The following is a 14,996-nucleotide window of genomic DNA, read 5'->3' as shown; positions in this document are numbered from 1 at the left end:
GCCGGATTCTAGCAGAGCAGGGCGCCGATCGGTCGGGATATAGGCGGCCATGCTGTTGTCTACAGCTGGCATTCTGGCGCGAAAGCCGGGGTGCTGCAAAAAGTGCTGACAGACGCAACAGTATCCGGGTTCCGTTCGCTCGCGGTCTGTGGTATAAAATGCGCCGCTTTCGGGGACGACCCCGTCAGTACTTAACCCACACACGTGTCGACACGATGACCTGGGTGCCCCGAGTTGCAGAATTCGCGGGTTGGTCATTGGGATACGTGGAGGCCCAACCCGACTTATCAAGGAACTATCATGTCCCAAGTCAATATGCGCGATATGCTGAAGGCCGGTGTGCACTTCGGCCACCAGACCCGTTACTGGAACCCGAAAATGGGCAAGTACATTTTCGGCGCGCGTAACAAGATCCACATCGTCAACCTGGAAAAAACCCTGCCAATGTTCAACGACGCTCTGTCGTTCGTAGAGCGCCTGGCCCAGGGCAAGAACAAGATCCTGTTCGTCGGCACCAAGCGTTCCGCCGGCAAGATCGTTGCCGAGCAAGCAGCTCGTTGCGGTTCGCCATACGTTGATCACCGTTGGTTGGGCGGCATGCTGACCAACTACAAGACCATCCGCGCTTCGATCAAGCGTCTGCGCGACCTGGAAACCCAGGCCGAAGACGGCACTTTCGCCAAGCTGACCAAGAAAGAAGCCCTGATGCGCTCCCGCGACCTGGAAAAACTGGATCGCAGCCTGGGTGGCATCAAGGACATGGGCGGTCTGCCAGACGCTCTGTTCGTTATCGACGTTGATCACGAGCGCATCGCGATCACCGAAGCCAACAAGCTGGGCATCCCGGTTATCGGCGTTGTCGATACCAACAGCAGCCCGGAAGGTGTTGACTACATCATCCCAGGTAACGATGACGCCATTCGCGCTATCGAGCTGTACATGACTTCGATGGCTGACGCAGTCATCCGCGGCCGCAACAACGTTGCCGGCGGCACCGAAGTTTACGCTGAAGAAGCGGCTGCACCTGCTGCTGAGTAATAGGCGCTAGCGTCTACTTGGCACGCAAAAAGGGGGCTCTGCCCCCTTTTTGCCACCTTGAAATCCTGCTGTCAGCATCGGCCCCGCATCATGGGCCTGCTGAAATCAAAGCAGCGGATTTGCAGAATTGAACGCCCGTGATTGACGGGTGGAATGGTTGAAAAACTTTCCAAGAGGATTTTGAAATGGCAGCAATTACTGCAGCGCTGGTAAAAGAACTGCGCGAGCGTACCGGCGAAGGCATGATGGATTGCAAAAAGGCCCTGGAAAAGGCCGGCGGCGACATCGAGAAAGCCATTGACGACATGCGTGCCTCGGGCGCCATCAAGGCCGCCAAAAAGGCTGGCAACGTCGCTGCTGAAGGCGCTATCGCCGTCAAGACCGACGGTACATCTGCCGTCCTGCTGGAAGTGAACTCGCAGACCGACTTCCTGGCCCTGCAAGACGACTTCAAGAACTTCGTGGCCGAAAGCCTCGAAGAAGCCTTCGCCCAGAAGCTGACCGACGCCGCCCCGCTGATCGCCTCGCGCGAAGCTGCTCGTGAAGCCCTGGTTGCCAAGTGCGGCGAGAACGTCAACATCCGTCGCCTGGTGCGCGTTGAGGGTGACGTTGTCGGTGCCTACCTGCACGGCAACAAGATCGGCGCTGTCGTCGTTCTGAAAGGCGGTGACGTTGAGCTGGCGAAGAACATCGCCATGCACGTTGCAGCTTCGAACCCTGAGTTCCTGGATTCGTCGGAAATCTCCGCCGAGGCCATCGAGCGCGAGAAGAATGTCTTCCTGCAGCTGAACGCCGACAAGATCGCCGGCAAGCCGGAAAACATCGTTGAGAACATGATCAACGGCCGTATCACCAAGTTCAAGGCCGAAGCCTCGCTGAAAGAGCAAGCCTTCGTCATGAACCCGGAAGTCAAGGTTGGCGAGCTGGCCAAGAAAGCCGGTGCTGAAATCGTTTCCTTCACCTACTTCAAAGTAGGCGAAGGCATCGAGAAGCCAGTCGACGACTTCGCTGCTGAAGTTGCCGCTCAGGTAGCTGCTGCCAAGCAGTAAGACAGCCCCGTCTGTCGCCCCAAAGAGGCTGCCCGCTCACGCGCGCAGCCTCTTTGTCAAAACGGAGAGGGGTTTATACGACTCCCTCTTCGCTGGCACCGAAGCGGTGCCACGCTACAGTTAGCAGGCTGCAAACAGCCCGCACGAATTTTCTAAAAGTACGCCGCAGGAGAGACTCGCAATGGCTCAGCAGGTGAGTGGTCGCCAACCTCGCTATAAACGCATTTTGCTCAAACTTAGCGGCGAGGCCCTGATGGGCTCGGAAGACTTCGGGATCGACCCGAAAGTGCTGGATCGCATGGCGCTTGAAGTTGGCCAGCTGGTAGGGATCGGTGTTCAGGTCGGCCTGGTGATCGGTGGTGGCAACCTGTTCCGCGGCGCTGCGCTCAGCGCAGCCGGCATGGATCGCGTCACGGGTGACCACATGGGCATGCTGGCTACCGTGATGAACGGCCTGGCCATGCGCGATGCGCTGGAGCGCTCGAACATCCCGGCCCTGGTAATGTCGGCCATTTCCATGGTGGGTGTCACCGATCATTACGATCGTCGCAAAGCTATTCGTCACCTCAACTCCGGGGATGTGGTAATTTTCTCCGCCGGTACCGGCAACCCGTTCTTCACCACCGACTCCGCGGCCTGCCTGCGCGCCATCGAAATCGATGCTGACGTGGTGCTGAAGGCGACCAAGGTCGATGGCGTGTACACTGCCGATCCATTCAAGGACCCGCACGCCGAGAAATTCGATCACCTGACCTACGATGAGGTTCTGGATCGCAAGCTGGGTGTGATGGACCTGACCGCAATCTGCCTGTGCCGTGACCACAAGATGCCATTGCGGGTATTCAACATGAACAAGCCTGGCGCCCTGCTGAACATCGTGGTGGGTGGCGCTGAAGGTACACTGATCGAGGAAGGCCAAGCATGATCAACGACATCAAGAAAGACGCGCAGGAGCGCATGGGCAAGTCCATCGAAGCCCTGTCCCGCAACCTGGCTGCAATCCGCACCGGTCGCGCTCACCCAAGCATCCTGGACAGCGTCAAGGTTACCGCCTGGGGTAGCGAAATGCCGCTGAACCAGGTCGCCGCGATCACCGTCGAAGATGCTCGCACCCTGAAGATCGTCGCTCACGACAAGAACCTCAGCGCTGCCATCGAAAAGGCTATCCTCACCTCCGATCTGGGCCTTAACCCGTCCAGCGCCGGTACTACCATCCGTGTACCGATGCCGGCCCTGACCGAGGAAACCCGCAAGGGCTACACCAAGCAGGCCAGCGGTGTTGCCGAGGATGCCAAGGTGGCCGTGCGCAACGTGCGCCGCGACGCCCTGGCTGACCTGAAAAAACTGACCAAGGACAAGGAAATCAGCGAAGACGAAGAGCGTCGCGCCGCTGACGAGATCCAGAAGCTGACCGACAAGTTCGTTGCTGAAGTCGATGCCGCCTTCAAAGCCAAGGAAAAGGACCTGATGGCCGTCTAAGGCCGGGGTTTTTTAATGGAAAAGACCAAGCCAGCGGCGCCGTCCTCGGTGCCGCGTCATGTCGCGATCATCATGGATGGCAACAACCGCTGGGCGAAAAAACGCCTGCTGCCTGGCGTGGCCGGGCACAAGGCGGGTGTGGATGCCGTTCGCGCGGTCATCGAAGTCTGTGCCAAGGCCGGGGTTGAGGTGCTGACCCTGTTCGCCTTCTCCAGCGAGAACTGGCAGCGCCCTGCCGAAGAAGTCGGTGCGCTGATGGAGCTGTTCTTCTCGGCTCTGCGCCGTGAGGCCAAGCGCCTTGACGAGAACAATATCAGCCTGCGCATCATCGGCGACCGTTCGCGTTTCCATCCTGAGCTGCAGGCCGCCATGCGCGAGGCCGAGGCAGCGACCGCCGGCAACAACCGCTTCATTCTGCAGATAGCAGCCAACTACGGTGGCCAGTGGGACATCGCCCAGGCTGCCCAACGGTTGGCGCGGGAAGTGCAAGCTGGGCATCTGCGCCCGGAGGACATCACCCCGGGTCTGCTGCAGACCTGCCTGGCAACCGGCGAACTGCCGTTGCCGGATCTTTGCATTCGCACCGGCGGCGAGCACCGCATCAGCAATTTCCTGCTGTGGCAGCTGGCCTATGCCGAGTTGTACTTCTCCGACCTCTACTGGCCGGACTTCAAACACGAGGCCATGCGCAAAGCCCTGGCCGATTTCGCTTCGCGCCAGCGCCGCTTCGGTAAGACCAGCGAGCAGGTCGAGGCTGGAGCTCGTGCTTAATGCTTAAACAACGCATCATTACTGCGCTGATCCTGCTGCCGGTCGCGCTGGGCGGTTTCTTTCTGCTCAATGGCGGGGATTTCGCCCTGTTCATCGGCTTCGTGGTGGCCCTCGGCGCCTGGGAGTGGGCACGCCTTGCCGGGCTTATGGCCCAGCCGCTGCGCATTGCCTATGCGGTGGTGGTCGCCGGGGCGCTGATGCTGCTGCACATCCTTCCGGAGCTGGCACCCTGGGTGCTGGGCGCTGCGGTGATCTGGTGGGGGCTGGCCACTTGGCTGGTGCTTACCTACCCGCGCAGCAGCGATCTGTGGGCCAGTGCTGCCTGTCGGCTGTTGATCGGTCTGCTGGTGCTGCTGCCGGCTTGGCAGGGGCTGGTGCTGCTCAAGCACTGGCCCTTGGGGAACTGGCTGATCCTGTCCGTCATGGTGCTGGTGTGGGCTGCCGACATCGGTGCGTACTTTTCTGGCCGGGCGTTCGGCAAGCGCAAGCTGGCCCCGCAGGTCAGCCCGGGCAAGAGCTGGGAAGGCGTGTATGGTGGGCTGGCGGTCAGCCTGTTGATTACCCTGGGTGTCGGCATCGGCCGCGACTGGGGCTTTGGTCAGATCCTGCTGGGCCTGCTGGGCGCTGCGTTGCTGGTGATGTCCTCGGTGGTCGGTGATCTCACCGAGAGCATGTTCAAGCGTCGCTCCGGCATCAAGGACAGCAGCAATCTGCTGCCTGGGCATGGTGGTGTGCTCGATCGCATCGACAGCCTGACTGCGGCAATTCCGATCTTTGCGGTGCTGCTGTGGGCTGCCGAATGGGGTGTGATGTGAGTCGCCCGCAACGTATTACCGTGCTCGGGGCCACCGGCTCCATCGGCCTGAGCACGCTGGATGTGATTGCGCGTCACCCTGGCCGTTATCAAGCGTTTGCCCTCACTGGCTATTCGCGCATCGACGAGTTGTTGGCGTTATGTGTGCGTCATCGCCCGGCATTCGCTGTGGTGCCGAGCACCGAAGCAGCGGTGAGGTTACGCGCAAGTCTGGCTGCAGCCGGTTGCTCCACCGAGGTGCTGGAAGGCGAGGCCGGACTTTGCCAGGTGGCGTCGGCCGCTGAAGTGGACGCAGTGATGGCGGCCATTGTCGGTGCTGCCGGTCTGCGTCCCACGCTGGCTGCAGTCGAGGCAGGCAAGAAGGTGTTGCTGGCCAACAAGGAAGCACTTGTAATGTCGGGCGCGCTGTTCATGGAGGCGGTGCGGCAAAAGGGTGCCGTGCTGCTGCCGATCGACAGCGAACACAACGCTATCTTCCAGTGCATGCCTGGCGACTACGCCCGTGGCCTGAGTGCTGTCGGTGTGCGCCGGATCCTGCTTACCGCTTCTGGTGGGCCGTTCCGCGAGACGCCGGTCGAGGCGCTGCTGGACGTGACCCCGGAGCAAGCTTGTGCTCACCCTAACTGGTCCATGGGGCGCAAGATCTCCGTGGATTCGGCCAGCATGATGAACAAAGGCCTCGAGTTGATCGAGGCCTGCTGGTTGTTCGATGCCGCGCCGTCCAAGGTTGAGGTGGTGGTGCACCCGCAAAGCGTGATCCACTCACTGGTCGACTACGTGGACGGTTCGGTGCTCGCGCAACTGGGCAACCCGGACATGCGTACGCCGATCGCCAGCGCGTTGGCCTGGCCGGAACGGATCGATTCCGGGGTCGCCCCCCTGGACCTGTTCGCCATCGCCCGTCTGGATTTCCAGGCGCCCGACGAACAACGCTTCCCTTGCCTGCGCCTTGCGCGGCAGGCTGCCGAGGCAGGCAACAGCGCGCCTGCCGTGCTCAATGCAGCCAACGAAGTTGCCGTCGAGGCATTTCTTGAACGGCGCATCCGTTTCCCGGAGATCGCGGGTATGATCGAACAGGTACTCGACCAGGAACCCGTCGTGCCACTGCCTTCGCTGGATGCGGTATTTGCCGCCGATCAGCGTGCCCGGGAGCTTTCCCGTGAATGGCTGAGGCGTCACGGTCGCTGATGCAGGCCCGCCAAGGTTCGTGAGGGGGCTGGGCAGCAATGCCGGCCCGCTGAACATCATTCGGAGATGGACATGACAGCGCTCTACATGATTATCGGCACCCTCGTGGCTCTGGGTGTGCTGGTCACTTTCCACGAATTCGGTCACTTCTGGGTGGCGCGCCGCTGCGGCGTCAAGGTGCTGCGTTTTTCGGTCGGTTTCGGCACGCCGCTGCTGCGGTGGCATGACCGCTACGGCACCGAGTTCGTTGTTGCGGCCATTCCTCTGGGCGGCTACGTCAAGATGCTCGACGAGCGCGAGGGCGATGTGCCGCCAGCGCTGGCCGGGCAGTCGTTCAACCGCAAGTCGGTGCGCCAGCGTATAGCGATTGTCGCCGCAGGCCCGATTGCCAACTTTCTGCTGGCTATCCTGTTTTTCTGGGTGCTGGCGATGCTGGGTACCCAGCAAATCCGACCGGTTATCGGTGCGGTCGACAGTGGCAGCCTGGCAGCATCGGCCGGGCTGACCGCGGGTCAGGAAATCGTCTCAGTTGACGGCAAACCGACCAACGGATGGTCGGCGGTCAATCTGCAGCTGGTTCGTCGTCTGGGTGAGAGCGGTACCTTGCAGATTGGCGTGCGTGATGAGGGCGCCAGCAACGAGCGTCAGTTGCAGGTCACGCTGGACAGCTGGCTCAAGGGCGCCGACGAGCCCGACCCGATTCAGTCCCTGGGGCTGCGCCCATGGCGGCCGGCGATCACGCCGGTGCTGGCTGAGATTGATCCGAAGGGGCCGGCTGCCGCTGCCGGCCTGAAAACCGGGGACAAGCTGCTGGCTCTGGATGATGTGGCAGTGACCGAATGGCAGCAAGTTGTCGACAGCGTGCGTGCCCGCCCGGATGCCAAGGTAGTGGTGCGTGTGGAGCGCGATGGTGCAGCCCTGGAGTTGCCGGTGACCCTGGCCCGCAAGGGTGAGGGCAAGGCAGTGGGAGGCTATCTTGGCGCTGGCGTCAAGGGTGGCGAATGGCCTGCCAGCATGCTCCGCGAGATCAGCTACGGCCCGCTGGATGCGGTGGGTGAGAGCTTGTCGCGTACCTGGAACATGAGTGTCCTGACCCTTGAATCGCTGAAGAAAATGCTGTTCGGGGAGCTCTCGGTAAAAAACTTGAGTGGACCGATAACCATTGCTAAAGTGGCGGGCGCTTCAGCCCAGTCCGGCGTGGGGGATTTCCTGAATTTCCTGGCCTACCTGAGCATAAGCCTGGGGGTTCTTAACCTGCTGCCCATACCTGTGCTGGATGGGGGGCATTTGCTGTTTTACCTGGTCGAGTGGGCGCGCGGTCGTCCGCTGTCGGATCGGGTGCAAGGTTGGGGGGTTCAGATCGGTATCAGTTTGGTCATAGGGGTGATGTTGCTCGCCCTGATCAACGATCTGGGTCGACTATAAAGCTTCGCTCAATTGCGAACCTGTCGTTTGTGACGGCAGGTTGTTTATTGCCAGTTGGAATAAAAGGACTTCATGAAACGTCTGCTGCTAACTGCGGTCATGTCCGCACTGATGATCGCTGAAGTTCACGCCGAGTCCTTCACCATCTCCGATATTCGCGTCAACGGCCTGCAGCGGGTTTCCGCCGGCAGTGTGTTCGGTGCCTTGCCACTGAACGTTGGCGACCAGGCCGACGACCGTCGCCTGGTGGACTCGACTCGTTCCTTGTTCAAGACCGGGTTCTTCCAGGACATCCAGTTGAGCCGCGATGGCAATGTGCTGATCATCAACGTGGTCGAGCGCCCGTCGGTGTCGAGCATCGAGATTGAAGGCAACAAGGCGATCAGCACCGAAGACCTGATGAAGGGCCTGAAGCAATCGGGCCTGGCCGAAGGCGAAATCTTCCAGCGCGCCACCCTCGAAGGCGTGCGTAACGAGCTGCAGCGCCAATACGTGGCCCAGGGCCGCTACTCGGCCGAGGTCGACGCCGAAGTGGTGCCGCAGCCGCGCAACCGTGTGGCGCTGAAGATCAAGATCAACGAAGGCACCGTTGCTGCCATCCAGCACATCAACATCGTTGGTAACAACGTATTCGATGACGAGACCCTGGGGCAGTTGTTCGAACTGAAGACCACCAACTGGCTGTCGTTCTTCAAGAACGACGACAAGTACGCCCGTGAAAAGCTCTCCGGTGACCTGGAGCGCCTGCGCTCCTACTACCTGGACCGCGGCTACATCAACATGGACATTGCCTCCACCCAGGTGTCCATCACGCCGGACAAGAAGCACGTCTACATCACCGTCAACATCAACGAAGGCGAGAAATACACCGTTCGCGACGTGAAGCTGTCCGGTGATCTCAAGGTGCCGGAAGACCAGGTCAAGTCGCTGCTGCTGGTGCAACCGGGCCAGGTATTCTCGCGCAAGGTGATGACCACCACGTCCGAGCTGATCACCCGCCGTCTGGGTAACGAAGGCTATACCTTCGCCAACGTCAACGGCGTGCCACAGCCGAACGACCAGGACCACACCGTCGACATCATGTTCGTGGTCGACCCGGGCAAGCGTGCCTACGTCAACCGCATCAACTACCGCGGCAACACCAAGACCGAAGACGAAGTGCTGCGTCGCGAAATGCGCCAGATGGAAGGTGGCTGGGCTTCGACCTACCTGATCGATCAGTCCAAGACCCGTCTGGAGCGTCTGGGCTACTTCAAGGAAGTGAACGTCGAGACCCCGCAGGTGCCAGGCACCGACGACCAGGTCGACGTCAACTACAGCGTCGAAGAGCAGGCCTCCGGTTCGATCACCGCCAGCGTCGGTTTCGCCCAGAGCGCCGGCCTGATCCTCGGTGGTTCGATCAGCCAGAGCAACTTCCTCGGTACCGGTAACAAGGTATCCGTCGGTCTGACCCGTTCGGAGTACCAGACCCGCTACAACTTTGGCTTCGTTGATCCCTACTTCACTGCCGATGGCGTCAGCCTGGGTTATAACGCCTTCTACCGCAGCACCGATTACGACGACCTCGACGTCGACGTCGCCAGCTATGCGGTGGACAGCTACGGTGCCGGCGTCAGCCTGGGCTACCCGATCAGCGAGACTTCGCGCCTGACCTACGGCCTGAGCGTGCAGCAGGACAAGATCAAGACCGGCAAGTACACCGTTGACGAGATTTTCGACTTCCTCGAGCAGGAAGGTGACAATTTCCTGAACTTCAAGGCCTCGATCGGCTGGTCCGAGTCGACCCTGAACAAAGGCGTACTGGCCACCCGTGGTCACTCGCAAAGCCTGACCCTGGAGTCCACCATTCCGGGCAGCGACCTGTCGTTCTTCAAGCTTGACTACCGTGGCCAGCTGTTCAAACCGATCACCAATGACTACACCCTGCGCCTGCATACCGAGCTGGGCTATGGTGATGGTTACGGCAGCACCTCTGGCCTGCCGTTCTACGAGAATTATTTCGCGGGTGGTTTCAACTCTGTCCGTGGCTTCAAGGACAGCAGCCTGGGCCCACGCAGTACGCCTAGCCGCGGCGAGGCCAATGGCGGCAAGCCGGGCACTATCCGCGACCCGGATCAGGATCCGTTGCCGTTTGGTGGTAACGTGCTGGTGCAGGGCGGTGCCGAGCTGCTGTTCCCGCTGCCGTTCGTCAAGGACCAGCGTTCACTGCGCACCTCCGTGTTCTGGGACGTGGGTAACGTGTTCGACACCAATTGCGGCAACAAACCTGATTGCGAGAAGGTCGGGTTCTCGGGCATGGCCAGTTCGGTCGGCCTGGGCGTGACCTGGATTACCGCTCTGGGCCCGTTGAGCTTCAGTCTGGCAATGCCGGTCAAGAAGCCGGACGATGCCGATACCCAGGTGTTCCAATTCTCTCTGGGCCAGACCTTCTAAGGTCGGCCCCTGCTTAACGACAACGGTTTATCCAGGAGTGCATCGTGCGTAAATTGGCTCAACTGGCCGTAGTGGCCGCGGCGCTGGTCGCCACCCCGGCTTTCGCCGAAATGAAGGTTGCCGTCCTGAACTACCAGATGGCCCTGCTCGAGTCGGATGCCGCCAAGAAGTATGCGGTGGATGCCGAGAAGAAGTTCGGTCCGCAACTGACCAAGCTGAAAAGCCTGGAAAGCAGTGCCAAGGGCATCCAGGACCGCCTGATCAAGGGCGGCGACAAGATGCAGCAGCAGGAGCGTGAGCGCCTGGAGCTCGAGTTCAAGCAAAAGGCTCGCGACTTCCAGTTCCAGTCCAAGGAGCTGAACGAAGCCAAGGCCGTTGCTGATCGCGACATGCTCAAGCAGCTGAAGCCGAAGCTGGATGGCGCTGTCGAGGAAGTGATCAAGAAGGGCGGCTACGACCTGGTCCTCGAGCGTGGTGCGGTCATCGATGTCAAGCCTCAGTACGACATCACCCGCCAAGTCATCGAGCGCATGAACCAAGCCCGTTGATATGAGTGTGACCATGACGCTAGGCCAGCTGGCCGAGGCACTTGGAGCCACCCTCAAGGGGCCCGAGGCGCTGCAGATTACCGGGCTGGCCACCTTGCAGGAGGCTGGCCCCGGTCAGTTGAGCTTCCTCGCCAACCCGCAGTACCGCAAATTCCTGGACGACAGCCAGGCGGCTGCAGTGCTGCTGAAGGCGGCGGATGCCGAAGGCTTTGCCGGCAATGCACTGATCGTCGCCGATCCGTACCTGGCCTACGCACGCATTTCCCACCTGTTCGACCCCAAACCCAAGGCTGTGGCGGGTATTCATCCCAGCGCCGTGGTAGCTGAGGACGCGCAGGTGGATGCCAGTGCCAGCATCGGGCCGTTCGCGGTCATCGAAAGCGGTGCGCGCATCGCGGCCAATGTCAGCGTGGGTGCACACTGCGTGGTCGGCGCACGTTGCGTGATCGGCGAGGGCGGTTGGCTGGCACCGCGGGTCACGCTGTATCACGACGTAACCATCGGCAAGCGTGTGGTCATTCAGTCGGGTGCCGTGATCGGCGGCGAGGGCTTCGGCTTTGCCAACGAGAAGGGCATCTGGCGCAAGATTGCACAGATCGGCGGCGTCACCATTGGTGATGACGTTGAGATCGGTGTCAATACTGCAGTCGACCGTGGCGCGCTGTCCGACACCCGGATCGGCGACGGGGTCAAGCTGGATAACCAGATCCAGATCGCTCACAACGTTCAGATCGGTGATCACACTGCCATGGCCGCTTGCGTCGGAATCTCCGGCAGTACGCGCATCGGCAAGCACTGCATGCTGGCCGGTGGTGTGGGGCTGGTTGGGCACATCGATATTTGCGATAACGTTTTCGTTTCCGGAATGACCATGGTTACCCGTTCGATCACTGAACCGGGTTCCTATTCTTCCGGCACTGCCATGCAGCCGCTGGCTGAATGGCGCAAGAGCGCCGCGCGTATCCGCCACCTGGACGACATGGCCAAGCGTCTCCAGCAGCTGGAAAAACGCGTCGATACCGTGACCTCAGGTGGCCTGCCGACATCAGAAGGCTGATACCATTCCCTGAGCAAGAGTGAACAGTCGCTAGCTGGCTCCTCTTTGGATTGCAAAAGGAGCGTGTGGTCAGCACCTGCGCTCCCTATTCTTATTACAGGCTTCCCCACCGAAATGATGGACATCAACGAGATTCGCGAATACCTGCCTCACCGCTACCCGTTCCTGCTGGTAGACCGTGTGACGGATCTGGACTTCGAGGCCCAGAGCATTCGTGCCTACAAGAATGTCAGCATCAACGAGCCGTTTTTCAATGGCCACTTCCCGGCACACCCGATCATGCCGGGTGTCCTGATCATCGAAGCCATGGCCCAGGCGGCCGGCATCCTTGGTTTCAAGATGCTCGATGCCAAGCCGGCCGATGGCACCCTGTACTACTTTGTCGGTTCCGACAAACTGCGTTTCCGTCAGCCGGTGCTGCCGGGCGACCAGCTTGTGCTGGAAGCCAAGTTCCTCAGCCGTAAAAGCATGATCTGGAAGTTCGAGTGCCGCGCCCTGGTCGACGGCAAGCCGGTCTGCTCGGCAGAAATCACCTGCGCGGAACGATCCCTATGAATTCGATTGATCCTCGGGCCATTATCGATCCGTCGGCCAGGCTGGCCGACGGCGTCGAGGTCGGCCCTTGGTCGATCGTTGGCCCTGATGTAGAAATCGGGGAGGGCACCGTTATCGGCCCGCATGTTGTGCTCAAAGGGCCGACCCGCATCGGCAAGCACAATCGTATCTTCCAGTTTTCATCGATTGGTGAAGACACCCCGGACCTGAAGTACAAGGGTGAGCCGACGCGCCTGGTAATCGGCGATCACAATGTGATTCGCGAAGGGGTTACCATCCACCGCGGTACTGTTCAGGACCGTGCGGAAACCACCGTGGGCGACCACAACCTGATCATGGCCTATGCCCACATTGGCCACGACAGTGTCATCGGCAACCACTGCATCCTGGTAAACAATACGGCGCTGGCAGGTCATGTGCATGTGGGTGACTGGGCGATCCTGTCCGGTTACACCCTGGTTCACCAGTACTGCCACATTGGCGCCCACGCGTTTTCCGGTATGGGCACGGCGATTGGCAAGGACGTTCCGGCCTTCGTTACCGTGTTCGGCAGCCCGGCCGAAGCCCGCAGCATGAACTTCGAGGGCATGCGCCGCCGCGGTTTCAGCGACGAGGTGATCCATGTGCTGCGTCGTTGCTACAAGATTGTCTACCGTCAGGGCCTGACCGTCGAAGACGCACTCAAGGAGCTGGCTGAACCTGCCGCGCAACACCCCGAGGTCGAGCTGTTCCGTCAGTCGATCCTGAGCTCCGCTCGCGGCATCACGCGCTGATATGGCCCAGCTTTGCGTAGCGCTGGTCGCCGGTGAGGCCAGTGGCGATATTCTTGGTTCAGGCTTGATGCGCGCCCTCAAGGCGCGCCATCCCGACGTACGTTTCATCGGGGTTGGCGGCCCCTTGATGGAAGCCGAAGGCCTGCAATCCTATTTCCCCATGGAACGTCTGGCCGTCATGGGGCTGGTCGAGGTGCTGGGGCGTCTGCGCGAGCTGCTCAAGCGCCGCAAGTTGCTGATCCAGACCCTGATCGAAGAAAAGCCCGACGTATTCATCGGCATCGACGCCCCTGACTTCACCCTCAATATCGAGCTGAAGCTGCGTCAGGCCGGGATCAAGACCGTGCACTATGTCAGCCCGTCAGTGTGGGCTTGGCGGCAGAAGCGCGTGCTGAAGATTCGCGAGGGTTGCGACCTGATGCTGACGCTGTTGCCGTTCGAGGCGCGGTTCTACGAAGAGCAGGGTGTGCCAGTGCGTTTTGTCGGCCACCCGCTGGCAGACACCATCCCGCTTGAAGCCGACCGCTCTGCCGCGCGTGCCACGCTGGGCCTGGGCGAGGGGCCGGTGGTGGCACTGATGCCGGGCAGCCGGGGCGGCGAAGTAGGGCGCCTGGGCGCGTTATTCCTCGACGCCGCCGAGCGCCTCTGTCAACAAGTGCCGGGTGTGCGCTTCGTGTTGCCCTGCGCCAACGCCACGCGGCGTGCCCAGATCGAGCAGATGCTGGAAGGGCGCCAACTGCCGCTGACCCTGCTCGATGGCCAGTCGCACCAAGCCCTCGCGGCCTGTGACGCGGTGCTGATCGCCTCGGGCACCGCCACCCTCGAGGCGCTGCTGTACAAGCGGCCGATGGTGGTGGCGTACCGCCTTGCGCCCTTGACCTACTGGATTCTCAAGCGTCTGGTGAAAAGCCCTTACGTGTCATTGCCGAACCTGCTGGCCCAGCGAGAGCTGGTGCCCGAGTTGCTGCAAGACGACGCTACCAGCGAAGCGCTGGCCAACACCTTGGCGCCGCTGGTACGCGATGGAAGCCAGCAGACCGAACGTTTCGACGAAATTCACCGCACCCTGCGCCGTGACGCCTCCAATCAGGCGGCCGAGGCGGTACTGGCCCTGCTCAAGGACCGCTGACATGCAAATTGGACTGGACTTCAACCTGGTAGAAGACCTGGTCGCCGGCGTTGACGAAGTGGGCCGCGGCCCGCTGTGTGGCGCGGTGGTCACGGCGGCGGTGATTCTTGATCCTGCACGGCCGATTCTCGGTCTGAACGATTCGAAGAAACTCACCGAGGCCAAGCGTGAGGCGCTGTTCGACGAGATCCGCGAAAAGGCCTTGAGCTTCTGCATCGCCCGCGCCGAAGTCGAGGAAATCGACAGCCTGAACATCCTGCAGGCCACCATGCTGGCCATGCAGCGGGCAGTGGAGGGCTTGCACATTACGCCGAAGCTGGCATTGATCGATGGCAATCGCTGTCCGAAGCTGGCTGTGCCTGCAGCACCGGTGGTCAAGGGGGACAGCCAGGTGCCGGCCATTGCGGCGGCATCGATCCTGGCCAAGGTGACCCGTGACCGGGAGATGAGCGCTTTTGAACTGATCTACCCGGGGTATGGCATTGGCGGGCACAAGGGCTACCCGACCCCGGTGCATCTCGAGGCCTTGGCGCGCCTTGGGCCTACGCCCATTCATCGGCGATCCTTCGCCCCTGTGCGGGCGGCCTGGGAAGCGCGCGAAGGCGTCAGCGATTCCCTGATCTGACCTATTGAGGCCGCTTTGCGGCCCTTCGCGGGCACCCCCGCTCCCACAGGATTCATCGGTCTGAGCAGCGGTGCCGTACCTGTGGGAGCGGGCGTGCCCGCGAAGGGCTGCA

15 protein-coding genes are annotated in these 14,996 nt (G+C 61.2%); all 15 read left to right on the top strand.

Features of this window, described 5'->3' with window-relative positions; all coding sequences use genetic code 11:
- Positions 1-300 precede the first annotated feature (300 nt).
- The 15 genes from rpsB to rnhB all read left to right on the top strand — a co-directional run bounded on the left by rpsB (position 301) and on the right by rnhB (position 14,884).
- Positions 301-1,038 carry a 30S ribosomal protein S2 gene (gene rpsB, locus GST84_20505; protein ID XGB14578.1) on the top strand — a complete coding sequence of 246 codons (738 nt, stop codon included), beginning with the start codon at positions 301-303 and terminating at the stop codon, positions 1,036-1,038.
- A 185-nt stretch (positions 1,039-1,223) separates the two neighbouring features.
- Positions 1,224-2,087, top strand: a complete 864-nt coding sequence (locus tag GST84_20500) for an elongation factor Ts (GenBank protein XGB14577.1) — start codon at positions 1,224-1,226, stop codon at positions 2,085-2,087.
- Between the two features lie 181 nt (positions 2,088-2,268).
- On the top strand, positions 2,269-3,012 hold the full coding sequence (gene pyrH / locus GST84_20495; GenBank protein ID XGB14576.1) for a UMP kinase: 744 nt from the start codon (positions 2,269-2,271) through the stop codon (positions 3,010-3,012).
- Complete coding sequence (locus GST84_20490; GenBank protein ID XGB14575.1) at positions 3,009-3,566, top strand: ribosome recycling factor; 558 nt, start codon at positions 3,009-3,011, stop codon at positions 3,564-3,566. Before pyrH ends, GST84_20490 begins: the two co-directional genes overlap by 4 nt.
- A 15-nt stretch (positions 3,567-3,581) precedes the next feature.
- Positions 3,582-4,337: a di-trans,poly-cis-decaprenylcistransferase gene (gene uppS, locus GST84_20485; GenBank protein XGB14574.1), complete on the top strand. Its 756-nt coding sequence runs from the start codon at positions 3,582-3,584 to the stop codon at positions 4,335-4,337.
- A complete protein-coding gene (locus tag GST84_20480; GenBank protein ID XGB14573.1) occupies positions 4,337-5,152 on the top strand; it encodes a phosphatidate cytidylyltransferase in 816 nt (271 codons plus the stop codon). The genes uppS and GST84_20480 overlap by 1 nt, the downstream gene beginning before the upstream one ends.
- Positions 5,149-6,339, top strand: coding sequence for a 1-deoxy-D-xylulose-5-phosphate reductoisomerase (locus tag GST84_20475; protein XGB14572.1), 1,191 nt, complete (start codon positions 5,149-5,151; stop codon positions 6,337-6,339). Before GST84_20480 ends, GST84_20475 begins: the two co-directional genes overlap by 4 nt.
- Before the next feature lie 72 nt (positions 6,340-6,411).
- Positions 6,412-7,764 carry an RIP metalloprotease RseP gene (gene rseP, locus GST84_20470; protein ID XGB14571.1) on the top strand — a complete coding sequence of 451 codons (1,353 nt, stop codon included), beginning with the start codon at positions 6,412-6,414 and terminating at the stop codon, positions 7,762-7,764.
- Between the two features lie 72 nt (positions 7,765-7,836).
- Positions 7,837-10,197, top strand: a complete 2,361-nt coding sequence (gene bamA / locus GST84_20465) for an outer membrane protein assembly factor BamA (GenBank protein XGB14570.1) — start codon at positions 7,837-7,839, stop codon at positions 10,195-10,197.
- 44 nt (positions 10,198-10,241) lie between these two features.
- Positions 10,242-10,745: a hypothetical protein gene (locus GST84_20460; protein XGB14569.1), complete on the top strand. Its 504-nt coding sequence runs from the start codon at positions 10,242-10,244 to the stop codon at positions 10,743-10,745.
- A 1-nt stretch (position 10,746) separates the two neighbouring features.
- Positions 10,747-11,802: a UDP-3-O-(3-hydroxymyristoyl)glucosamine N-acyltransferase gene (gene lpxD, locus GST84_20455; protein XGB14568.1), complete on the top strand. Its 1,056-nt coding sequence runs from the start codon at positions 10,747-10,749 to the stop codon at positions 11,800-11,802.
- Positions 11,803-11,916: 114 nt separating this feature from the next.
- Positions 11,917-12,357 (top strand): 3-hydroxyacyl-ACP dehydratase FabZ, encoded by a 441-nt coding sequence (fabZ, locus tag GST84_20450; protein XGB14567.1) that lies wholly within the window; start codon positions 11,917-11,919, stop codon positions 12,355-12,357.
- Positions 12,354-13,130 carry an acyl-ACP--UDP-N-acetylglucosamine O-acyltransferase gene (gene lpxA / locus GST84_20445; GenBank protein XGB14566.1) on the top strand — a complete coding sequence of 259 codons (777 nt, stop codon included), beginning with the start codon at positions 12,354-12,356 and terminating at the stop codon, positions 13,128-13,130. Before fabZ ends, lpxA begins: the two co-directional genes overlap by 4 nt.
- 1 nt (position 13,131) lies before the next feature.
- Complete coding sequence (lpxB, locus tag GST84_20440) at positions 13,132-14,259, top strand: lipid-A-disaccharide synthase (protein ID XGB14565.1); 1,128 nt, start codon at positions 13,132-13,134, stop codon at positions 14,257-14,259.
- 1 nt (position 14,260) lies between these two features.
- Positions 14,261-14,884: a ribonuclease HII gene (gene rnhB / locus GST84_20435; protein XGB14564.1), complete on the top strand. Its 624-nt coding sequence runs from the start codon at positions 14,261-14,263 to the stop codon at positions 14,882-14,884.
- Positions 14,885-14,996: the final 112 nt, after the last annotated feature.

The sequence above is a fragment of the Pseudomonas putida genome, assembly GCA_041879295.1.
Classification (GTDB): domain Bacteria; phylum Pseudomonadota; class Gammaproteobacteria; order Pseudomonadales; family Pseudomonadaceae; genus Aquipseudomonas; species Aquipseudomonas putida_Y.
The sequence above is the reverse complement of the archived record's forward strand: the minus strand, read 5'-3'. Positions and strand labels throughout refer to the sequence as shown.

Coding starts and splice junctions, on each gene's coding strand:
- rpsB (XGB14578.1), top strand. CDS start 301: ATGTCCCAAGTCAATATGCGCGATATGCTGAAGGCCGGTGTGCACTTC.
- GST84_20500 (XGB14577.1), top strand. CDS start 1,224: ATGGCAGCAATTACTGCAGCGCTGGTAAAAGAACTGCGCGAGCGTACC.
- pyrH (XGB14576.1), top strand. CDS start 2,269: ATGGCTCAGCAGGTGAGTGGTCGCCAACCTCGCTATAAACGCATTTTG.
- GST84_20490 (XGB14575.1), top strand. CDS start 3,009: ATGATCAACGACATCAAGAAAGACGCGCAGGAGCGCATGGGCAAGTCC.
- uppS (XGB14574.1), top strand. CDS start 3,582: ATGGAAAAGACCAAGCCAGCGGCGCCGTCCTCGGTGCCGCGTCATGTC.
- GST84_20480 (XGB14573.1), top strand. CDS start 4,337: ATGCTTAAACAACGCATCATTACTGCGCTGATCCTGCTGCCGGTCGCG.
- rseP (XGB14571.1), top strand. CDS start 6,412: ATGACAGCGCTCTACATGATTATCGGCACCCTCGTGGCTCTGGGTGTG.
- bamA (XGB14570.1), top strand. CDS start 7,837: ATGAAACGTCTGCTGCTAACTGCGGTCATGTCCGCACTGATGATCGCT.
- lpxD (XGB14568.1), top strand. CDS start 10,747: ATGAGTGTGACCATGACGCTAGGCCAGCTGGCCGAGGCACTTGGAGCC.
- fabZ (XGB14567.1), top strand. CDS start 11,917: ATGATGGACATCAACGAGATTCGCGAATACCTGCCTCACCGCTACCCG.
- lpxA (XGB14566.1), top strand. CDS start 12,354: ATGAATTCGATTGATCCTCGGGCCATTATCGATCCGTCGGCCAGGCTG.
- lpxB (XGB14565.1), top strand. CDS start 13,132: ATGGCCCAGCTTTGCGTAGCGCTGGTCGCCGGTGAGGCCAGTGGCGAT.
- rnhB (XGB14564.1), top strand. CDS start 14,261: ATGCAAATTGGACTGGACTTCAACCTGGTAGAAGACCTGGTCGCCGGC.